The sequence below is a fragment of the Aeromonas cavernicola genome, assembly GCF_002795305.1.
GTDB classification, from domain to species: Bacteria; Pseudomonadota; Gammaproteobacteria; order Enterobacterales; family Aeromonadaceae; genus Aeromonas; species Aeromonas cavernicola.
Window position 1 is genome coordinate 1 of sequence record NZ_PGGC01000052.1, and the last position, 10,359, is coordinate 10,359.

Here is a 10,359-nt window from a genome sequence, read left to right on the forward strand (position 1 = left end):
CGCCGTACACGCCAGAGCAAAACGGCATGATTGAGCGGGTGCTCAGAACACTGAAAGAGCAATGTGCACATAGGTAGAGGTTCGAGACGTTACAACATGCCAGTAGAGTGATTGGCGAGTGGCTTCAGTTTTCCAACCAGAAGCGCCCTCATCAGGCACAAAAGATGAAAACCCCAGCGTAGGCCTATTCCTAAGCCGCTTAGTTGTGCAGGAATAGCTGGGTCTACTGCCAGATACAGCTTGCGCAAGGCGGCAAGAAAAATAGCCTTTGCAGGATCGGCGCTAAGTAAAGAGTCATTTATCAGATCCCCGATCGTTCTTGCGCAACAGCAGTATCATATTGCTTATCTATAATCTCTCAACGGGCCGCATATGTAGCCCAATTTTACAGGGAGAGAGACATGGACAGTGCGGTTAACAAATCTTCATTTAATTTACTCTGGTCCGGACTCAAGATCCGTACTCGGATTTTATTCGGTATCACCACGCTGATGATCTTGGCGATTAGCTGCATTACATTGACCCTAGAAAAGATTTCACACAATCAAGCCCAACAGCGGGTAGAGCGATATGAGCTGCCAAGTAGTGTGGAACAAATTGCGAATCAGCTGACGGCCCAACTTATTGGACACCTCACCGAGGCTCAAGCACTCGCTAATAACCGATTTCTTGTCGACTGGCTTGCGCAAGGGATGCCTGAACAAGAGTGGCCCGCGATGGCGCTCTACCTTCAAGATTTACAGCGACGACTGGGGGGTAATGTATTTATCGCACCCCGTGCTAATGCCATTCTGACAAACTTTGGCGCAGGACCGAGTGCCGCCAAACAATTAAATCAAAATGATCCGAAGGATCAGTGGTTTTATGGTTTTTTAGAACGCGGCAAACCGTATGAGCTCAACCTAGATATCTCCGATTTTGATCAAAAAGCCTCTCTCTATATCAACGCAGCAGTCAAAACTGGGGCAAAAACGTTAGCCGTTGCTGGCACCTCCATTGATATGAGTGACCTGATTAAACTCATCTCACATTACCGAATTGGTAAAAGTGGAAAGGTGTATCTTGCAGATATAAAAGGCAATATAGAGATATACCCAGACCAAGCCTCAGCACAATCATCCGCTCATCAGCCCGCATTTTTCGATACAGTACAGAAACTCATTCCCGCCGCTCGTGAACGAGTCGCCGTGGCTTCTCTAACCCTTGATGGCAGCACTTACCTTATCGCGGTGCGTTATATCCCTGCACTTGACCGCCTACTTATCGGCGAAATTGATGGTGCTGAATTAGCGGAAGGCTTAAACGAATCACGCACATTAGTCGTCGGTATTTCGTTACTGATTGGTACGCTAGCGATGCTGGCATCGGCTTGGCTAGCCCACACCATTAGCCGCCCAATCCGTAAGGCCGCGGATGGTATGCACAATATCACGGCGGATCGGGATTTAGTCACTCACCTTGATCTCGCTGACCAAGCGGAATTGGGCTTAATGGCTAAAAGCTTCAATCACTTAATAAAGAGCCTTAATCAGAGTTTTTCTCACTTCCAGCAATCAGGGAGTGCGCTATCGGCCCAATCATCTCAAGCGATGCAACAAGCGCAGGCCTTAGCAAGTGAAGCGATGCAGCAGGCTCAAAGTATCCAAGAACTGGCAAGCGTTGTCGCTACGATTAGCAGTAATGCCGAACAGATCGCCAACCGCTCGCAAGATGTCAACAACACCACCCGCCAAGTGGCAGACCATATGCTCACCATTGAGCAAGCCGTCACCGAGAGTGCCTCTCAAATGGATATTCTGCGCGGTAGTATTAATCACTCATCTGGTTTGCTAAACGAGGTGGTGAAAGACAGTAATAACATCACCCAGATCATGAACCTCATCCGTGATGTATCTAACCAAACCAACTTGCTCGCTCTTAACGCCGCTATTGAAGCTGCTCGAGCTGGTGAACAGGGGCGTGGATTCGCAGTGGTCGCTGATGAGGTACGTCAATTAGCAGTCAGAACCCAAACCGCGACCCAAGATGTGCAGGATCTCATCATGCGTCTTCAGGAAGGCACTCGACAAGCGAGCACCTCGATGAATGACTCGCGAGCCTTGAGTGAAGAAGGCCACAGCAGAATGAATCAAGCGACAGACATCTTGATTAACGCCACCAGCCAAATCAAACAAACCGCTAACGAAATCCATGAAATCTCTGAGTTGGCGCAAGCGCAGCATCAACAAATGGATCAAGCCAACGTCGCCCTGGAGGAACTTGCTATCGTTGCCGAGCACCAACGAGAGCATGCGCAGCAAAGTAACGCCGCCAGCCACGAGCTGTTTGAGCTAGCCAACGCCATTGATCAGCAAATCCGTCAATACCGAATCAACTGACCTAGGGTTCGGTGATGACGCCGACGCCACCTATAAAGGTGGCGTTTTTATTTTGCAATTCAATTTGCTTTTAGCATCATAAAAAAACGCAAAATAACAGAATAAGCTATTGAATATATTCAATTTTAACTTGTGGAACGCCCTTTGCTTTAGTTGTCAGCCCCCATTGCGAGGTCCTGACCATGAAGCCAAGGTTAACACCACGTAAAGCAATATCGCCTCGCCAAGGCATTGATCTGATGATCGCAGCGCAACTACTGGTGCTGATTTGCATCCTACTGGCCGCAACCTTGGCAGCATTATCATGGCAACTGACCTTGCTGCTCGCTATACCGCCTACGGTAGGCGGCGCACTGCTCAGCTGGGTGCGAAGTAAGTTCCCTCGCTAACTTGACCACGTGTCCATGCCATTAGATGTTCCATGGCGACAACCTAGCTAGCTCAACTGCTTGGTCAATGTCTGTGACAACCGTGTAAAACCGAGGCTCTCGTAGAGTAACGCCGCTCGCTCATTAAGTATCATGACCTCTAACCTGACCTGCTTGGCATCACGCTCATGTGCCCAGCGCTCACTATGGGCAATCAATGCCCTGCCAATGCCCTGAGACCGGTGATGTTCATCCACCACCACTGAACTGACCCAGCAAATCGGTTGCTTGCTAAGAAATGGCACCGTGCGATTGATGTCGATCCTCGCGGTCAGAAAACCCACCACCCTGTTGCCCAGCTGGGCGACACAAAACAACCGATCTTCACTCCCGATTACCTGCAGCATAAACGCTCGCTCTTCTGGCGATGGGGGGCAAAACACATCAGGGTATTGCGCATAGTGGAGTTGACCGATTTGTTGATTTAACGCGAGGATGGCATCAATGTCTTGCGCGGTGGCCTGACGTATTTTCAAGGTTGCCTCCTTGTCGGCAAAATGACCCTGTCGTTGTGAGCCCAACAACATTACCGCAACTTAACACAGTGCCATAGCAGGGGAGCGTTGAACCAAAAGGGCTTTTCTGCTGTCATACCTAGGTGTCGCTGTAAGCTGGAATCGTTCATGCAAAAAATTGGTTTTATCGCCATGCTGCTGCTAGCAAACATGGTAAACGCCCAACCCCAGATTGTGTTTGGGCGGTTAGCCTCAGCCCCCGTACAACAGTTCAACCAACAGATCCGCCAAGCGGGTTCCCAGCAACAAGCTTGGGTCAATGACTACCGTGAAGTTGCATTACGCTTCGTGGGCCATCGCGGTATTCCTAATCGTATCCATGCACAGCAGCTAGATAATGACTTGGTGTTATCTGTCGCCCTCAATGGCAAAGGCAATGACACCCTTTACATACTGACCCTGTTTCGCAATAACAATATCTGGCAAATGCGCCAAGCCGAAATCGGCTGGCGTTGCCAAGGGGAAGATGCCTTTACCCCAGTGCCTTGTGCCTAACCCCACAAAACCCAGCCAATACCGCCATTGTCACCATCTATACGAACGTCACCACCGTGTGATATCGCCATATCACATCACGGCTAACCGCATGCCCCCTTAAGCCATGTCGGTGGCATATGTGTCACCGAAGACTGGCCCGTCGTCACCAGTACAAGGTGCGGCGGCGTTATCATGGCCTGCTGGTTGACCCATGATCCGCGAGGGCTGGCATGCCATGGCATTGGCGACAGCGTGTGGGGGCAGAGCAGACTCACTAAATCCCTATCTCAAGTCAAATCCGGCAAATCCGAGACACTCGCCTTGGTACGCTGAAAAGGCGCTGAAAAAGGTGGGTGTCCCAGATTTCCCCCTCCCAGATTTCCCCCAAGTTGATGGCTGCCCCGTGCCCGGCCACAGCGATTTATTGCGCTAGCGCAAAAAACCAATCATTACTGACAGTTACGCCCCTTTTTGACTGGTGAGAGCAGATTTGATTGGCTTAACATAGCCATCCGGTGCCTATTGCTGTGATGGGCTGCTGCCCTCGCTGGTTAATGGAGCATGTTGGAAGCTGCCATCCACGGGCGGTAGCGTGAGATTTGGTGGCGTTACACCGCATCCAGAAAGGTGGGTGTCCCAGATTTTTATGGGCTGCTGCCTCGCTGGTTAATGGAGCATATTGGAAGCTGTCATCCACGGGCGGTAGCGTGGGATGTGGTGGCGTTACGCCTCACTCAGAAAGGTGGGTGTCCCAGATTTCCTGCTTACATCACCTTTATGGCTGGTGCGACCAGATTCGATTGGCTTAAAATAGCCATCCGGTGCCTATTGCAGTGATGGGCTGCTGCCCTCGCTGGTTAATGGAGCACTTTGGAAGCTGTTATCCACGGGCGGTAGCGTGGGATTTGGTGGCGTTACGCCTCGCCCAAAAAGGTGGGTGTCCCAAGTTGAATGGCATTACGCCTCACCCAGCAAGGTGGGTGTCCCAGATTTCGGCTGCTGCCCTCGCTGGTTAATTGAGCATATTGGAAGCTGTCATCCACGGGCGGTAGCGTGGTTTTAGGATTAAAGACTAGAGCTAAATACATTCTAATATTTATTTGTTATACCAATAGAATCATTGATAATTAGGTTTATTAATGTTAAATTCAAAAAAACATAATATAGTTTAAATAACTAACATGCAGCACACTTTAATAAAAAAGAAAAAAAATATATATGAGCAATATTATACTAGCAATGAACTAAGTAGGTTAATGTTATCTTATATACCACCCATTTTCTGGCATAGAAAGATCAAGGTTCTTGACCTTTGCATGGGAGAGGGCGCGCTACTTAAATCTGTACAAAAAATATCAAACCAAGTAGAGTTCTATGGTACGGACATTGATCCTTATAATATAAGTCATGCTAAAGAAAATGGGTTTAATTTGGCAGCTATGGCATGTGTTGATGCAACCAGCCATGCCGTTTTAGATGCTTTAAAAGATAAGAAATTCGATTTAGTTCTTGGTAATCCGCCATTTAAATTAATTGAAAACATAGGGTTAGCAAAAGAAATAACAACAGAGTTTAATTTAGATAAAAGCTCAAGACTTATCGAAGCTGAGCTATTTTTTTTGCTTTTAGGCATAAAGCTCTTAAAGATAAATGGATATTTGGCCTATATATTGCCCGACGGTTTTCTAACTAAAAAATCTCTATCTCAAACCAGATCTATTTTGTCAAAGAATTTTTCCATTCAAAATGTCATTGAAATCCCGCCAAAGGCTTTCAATGGAACTGAAGCCAAAACACATATTTTAATTTTAAAAAAAGCTAAAAATATAAAGGATAAAATAAAATTATCTCAAACCACTTATGATGACATTTATATATCTAATGAAAACTTCACACAAAGAGGTGATTATTCATATTACTTCAATACTAAAGAAATAAATGATAAATCCATAAAAAGTATTGGAGCTACGATACTAAGGGGAAAAAAAACAAAAAGAGAGCTCGAGATAAATGGTTTTGAACACTATATTCATACATCACATTTACAAGCACAAGGTAAAAAATTTTTTAATACATCGAAAGTTAATGATGATGTTAAGGCAATTGCTGGAGATATAATAGTCGCTCGTGTTGGCACCCGAGTTATTGGTAATTTCGGCATCGTTATTAATGGCGAGTTTAGAATTTCTGATTGCGTCTTTATAATAAGGTGCACTGATGAAAAATCAAGAGATCAAACGATATCAACACTTGCATCAGACTTTGGTAAAAAATGGCTTTCAGCGATCTCAAAGGGTGTTGGTGCGAAACATATAACACTACAAGATCTGTACTCACTACCTATATACCAAGAAGATTCACATGAGCATAGTCATTCCTGAACACCATGAAATACATTATGAAAATGTGCGAGAAATAGCAGAGAGTCTGATCAAGCTTAGATATTGGGATGGCTTTGAACTAAGCAACTTAAATAATTGGCTAAGTAACTTCAAGAGTGATGAAGAAAAATATCTATCTGCTGGAATACTACTCTCCCTTATATATAGGAATGAGAAATCTATATCTAGCTTTGCTGCCAATATAATACAAATAAAAATTCCAAATATTTTATCTAAGAACAAAATATATAAAATAAACTCTCTTGATGATTGGCATGAAAAACTAACCAAGGGTGATACCACTCTTCCCGTTCGATTCTCTACTATAGATGACGACACAATACCTGGCAAAAGTGGCGATGCTTTATATAGATCAATACAGCGTAAATTCTTTCATAAGAAGCTTGGCATAAAATGCCGAAACCTTGATGATACAATCATCAATTTTCCACATGTGAAAGCAATTTTTTTATTGGATGATATGCTTGGCACTGGGGAGCAGTTTGAAGAGTTTGTGAATACCCATAACCTTGATGATAAAAAAATACAGTTCTATTATTTCCCGCTAGCAGGAATTGAAAGTAGCGCAATAAGATTGAACATGAAATATGAGAACATAAAAATAATACCTGTAGAGATTTTAACAGACGCTCAATCTCTTTTCTCACGTGAAAACAATGCATTTAGAACTAACAACGCTCCGCAAACAGAGGAATTATTAAAGCAGTTCTATCTAGACATATGTAAAAATAGAAAAATAAAAACCCAAATGAAGGTTGGATACGGTGATTTTGCACTTACCTATTTATTCAAGGACTCGATACCTAATAATAACATTGCCATGTTATGGTATGACGAAAAATCTGTTTGGACTAAATTGACAGGTCGTTAATAATGATACACAAACTCTCAGATATAGTTTCCAAAAATAGAGCTGAAGAATTTCCTGATGATTTATGGGGGTTGTATGTATTACCTCTTGACTATGAAACTGCCAATCTACATAAACTAACTAAAGGTTCAGTTATCGTTGGTGGACGCGGCTCTGGCAAGACAATGTATTTGAAATATCATTGCCATGCAACGATGTTTAGTAAGAATAGATTTAACTTGCCACAAGATATATTTACTAGCATTGGTATTTATTGGAAACCAGATACAGCCTTTACTCAAATCATTAATAATAGATGGTTATCTGAACGATGGCTGAGCGCTTTTAATACCTATTCATCTTTATGCATTTTGATTGAATTTTCAAAACTAATAAAAAACATTAATAGCTCAAATATTGAAAATATAGATTTAATAAACTCTCTTGCATCACTTTATTTACCAGACCCAATCTCAGAAGAGATCAAATGTAATCGAGTCAAGCTTATAGATGCAGATAAGATTCTTGAATCCTGTTTATACAAGATAACAAACTGGATAAACTCCCCCTTTGAAAAATCTCCTGACTATAACATTGAACCCAAGAATACCTTTGATATAATTTCAAAACACATACAGCAATCACATGAACTTCTAAGAAATACTACATTCCATATATTTATTGATGAATTTGAAAATTTATCACAAGAGCAGCAGAAGATAATTAATACATGGCTAAAACATGGTAGAAGCCCAACGCTATATAGCATAGCTTATAAGAAACATGCTAACGTATCTAATGACACATTAAGCCAAGAAAAAATTGTTGAACTGAACGATTACAGAATAATAGACCTCGAACAACTATATTTAGATGATAACAGTTATAAGAATTATGAGATTCTGGCATCAGAAATATTGGCATTAAAGTTAACCTCGGCAAATAAAGCATTTTCACCAATTTACACCGAACTAATTAAAAGCTACTCAGACCCAAGCTTTCTTACTAAAAGAAGAGAAAATAAAGAATATCAATCCGCTTTAATTACACATATGAATGGCATTTTCCAATCCATGGCTATTAGACAACTTAGCCAGGAAATAATTATTGACTCGACATTAAAAGGAAAGTTAGTTAATGGACTGATTGTTGAGGGATTAAAAAAACATGATGAAAAAAAGTTAAATGCCTTTGACTTCATCAATGATAAATACCCTGAAGCAAGCTTAGTTAATGGTGTACTTTTAAATAGAACATCAATGAAACCTTCAATATTGAAGAATAAATTTGATGAGCTAACTACACATGATGTAACTGGTGACTATAAAGGATGGATCGACAATAATCTTTATGGTGTTATCTTATATATATATAATACTCTCCCCAAAAGAGTTTGCCCTCTGTATGTGGGATTTAATCAATTTGTACTCATGTCAAAAGGCAACTTAAGACATTTCTTAGAGTTATGTTATCAAACCTTTTTAAGGGCAGAAAATCAGTCTGAAGATGGAAATATCGATTTCCCTATAAATATAGCAGTACAGGGAAAAGCGACGCTAGCCACTAGTACAACACAATTAGAGAAAATTGAACAACTAGGTTCAAACGGAATTCATCTAAAAAGGCTAGCTAAAAGACTAGGCGTAATATTTACGTTATCCCAAAATAGAAAATCTCAAAGTGAGCCAGAAATCAATCACTTTTCCATTGCATTATCAGATATATCATTACTTGATGAAGACACCCAGAAGTTATTAACTGAGGCATCAATATGGTCTGTGCTATTTCCAACAAAAAGTACAAAAATAAAATCTAGCACAGATACGGAAATGATTGATTATATACTTCACCCTATGTTGTCTTGCTACTTTGGAATTAGTCCAAGAAAAAAAAGAAAATTAAGATTTAATGCTGAGCATATCAGGGCAATATGCTACGGAAAAGAAGATGAATTTAAGTCCCTAGTTTCTAAGTATTCTAAACAATGGGATATTGCTTCAGATGAAGGCGATCAAACCACTAAGCTACTAGATCAGAATGGACAATATAGGCTGCTATGATCTCCATAAAATATATCGATGAACTGGATTCCATTGGTGATATTGAAGTTAATAGTTACGACGTAATATACCATGGAACTCAAATTGACAAAAGAACTGAGTCAATAATTGGAATTGCTAACCAGAAAAACTCTCAAAGCTTACAAAAGGTCCACTATGACAATGAAAACTTCAAACTTCATATTGGAAATTATAAAATCTCACTACATGAGTTGGATAAATATTTTGTTGAGAGTAACCATCTCAAAATCCTTATAGAATCAACTTCTCTAGACCTCCCAGAGATAATCTACCTCCTAACTGGAATAACAAGATCCAAAACTAAACCAATCATAGACATAGTCTATTTAGAACCAGATGACTATCATAGAGAGTATAATAATGGTGTTAGGGAGCAGGAATTTCACCTGAGTGACAAAATAAATAAATTCCAATCACTCCCGTTGTACTCAATAAATACATCGCAATCAGATAAAGCAATGTTAGTTGTAACTCTTGGTTTCGAAAGTAGTAGATTTGGACAGCTTTTATCTGAAGATGATGGTTCTTCATTTCGTCAAATTGAAGCTTTCATTGGTGTTCCGGCTTATAAACCAGGTTGGGAGAATAGATGTTTATATAAACATATGGAATATTTGCATCCAGACTCAGCAACATTGAGAATGTTTCCTGCATCGAATCCTTTCGCATTTATTCAACAGTTAGACGAATTAATAATTGATGGCAACAAACTAAAATTGCTATTTGTCTCCATGGGGACAAAACCAGCTGCTATTGCTATATCAATATTCCTTATAAACAAGAAGCTACAATGTATCAATGAACAGCAACATAGCGATCAACTCGGAGCTCTATATGATTTTCCTATAAAATCCAAAGATCGTAGTGTTGGGATAGGTAAAATTTACAGGTACACACTTTCCATAAAATAACATTAGGAATCTACTTTATTTAAAAACTAGAATGATAGCTTATTTTTCCTTAATGATTAAATTTAAGTTGTACAGAACTCGTTATAGCCTAACAGCTTCAAACCTCTGGCCTCTCTCGCCTTGAGCATTCCGCTGCCTTTGGAATCCATAAGCACCCCTTTTCATTTCAGAAAGTTATCGCTTTACACTAAACAATAAAAATCCCCCGTTACTGGGGTAATGCCGATCAGTTAAGGATCCATTGACCGATCCTTCTGTTGTGTGAAAATCCGAAACCTGTTGATTGGTTTCGGATTTTTTATGCGTATCGACCAGGC

At 41.2% G+C, this 10,359-nt stretch carries 8 protein-coding genes and 1 pseudogene; 8 read left to right on the forward strand and 1 reads right to left on the reverse strand.

Annotation, left to right across the window (positions count from 1 at the left end; translation table 11 throughout):
• Window positions 1-92: 92 nt before the first annotated feature.
• The 3 genes and pseudogenes from CUC53_RS19550 to CUC53_RS06190 form a co-directional block, all read left to right on the forward strand.
• Window positions 93-182, forward strand: a pseudogene (locus CUC53_RS19550) (hypothetical protein); the annotation flags it as partial.
• Window positions 183-401: 219 nt separating this feature from the next.
• Window positions 402-2,378, forward strand: a complete 1,977-nt coding sequence (locus CUC53_RS06185; RefSeq protein WP_100293348.1) for a methyl-accepting chemotaxis protein — start codon at window positions 402-404, stop codon at window positions 2,376-2,378.
• A gap of 182 nt (window positions 2,379-2,560) precedes the next feature.
• Window positions 2,561-2,767, forward strand: coding sequence for a hypothetical protein (locus CUC53_RS06190; protein WP_100293349.1), 207 nt, complete (start codon window positions 2,561-2,563; stop codon window positions 2,765-2,767).
• Window positions 2,768-2,814: 47 nt separating this feature from the next.
• Here the strand turns inward: CUC53_RS06190 and CUC53_RS06195 are convergent, their stop codons facing one another.
• Window positions 2,815-3,282: a GNAT family N-acetyltransferase gene (locus CUC53_RS06195; RefSeq protein ID WP_100293350.1), complete on the reverse strand. Its 468-nt coding sequence runs from the start codon at window positions 3,280-3,282 to the stop codon at window positions 2,815-2,817.
• A gap of 147 nt (window positions 3,283-3,429) precedes the next feature.
• Here CUC53_RS06195 and CUC53_RS06200 point away from each other — a divergent pair, with 147 nt between their 5' ends.
• The 5 genes from CUC53_RS06200 (at window position 3,430) to CUC53_RS06220 (ending at window position 10,042) form a co-directional block, all read left to right on the forward strand.
• Entirely contained in the window at window positions 3,430-3,816 is a 387-nt protein-coding gene (locus CUC53_RS06200; RefSeq protein WP_100293351.1) for a hypothetical protein, read from the forward strand.
• A 1,163-nt stretch (window positions 3,817-4,979) separates the two neighbouring features.
• Complete coding sequence (locus CUC53_RS06205; protein ID WP_100293352.1) at window positions 4,980-6,179, forward strand: N-6 DNA methylase; 1,200 nt, start codon at window positions 4,980-4,982, stop codon at window positions 6,177-6,179.
• Entirely contained in the window at window positions 6,160-7,071 is a 912-nt protein-coding gene (locus CUC53_RS06210) for a phosphoribosyltransferase-like protein (protein WP_100293353.1), read from the forward strand. Before CUC53_RS06205 ends, CUC53_RS06210 begins: the two co-directional genes overlap by 20 nt.
• A 2-nt stretch (window positions 7,072-7,073) precedes the next feature.
• On the forward strand, window positions 7,074-9,110 hold the full coding sequence (locus tag CUC53_RS06215; protein WP_100293354.1) for an ORC-CDC6 family AAA ATPase: 2,037 nt from the start codon (window positions 7,074-7,076) through the stop codon (window positions 9,108-9,110).
• Complete coding sequence (locus CUC53_RS06220; protein ID WP_100293355.1) at window positions 9,107-10,042, forward strand: hypothetical protein; 936 nt, start codon at window positions 9,107-9,109, stop codon at window positions 10,040-10,042. The genes CUC53_RS06215 and CUC53_RS06220 overlap by 4 nt, the downstream gene beginning before the upstream one ends.
• The last annotated feature ends 317 nt before the right edge of the window (window positions 10,043-10,359 follow it).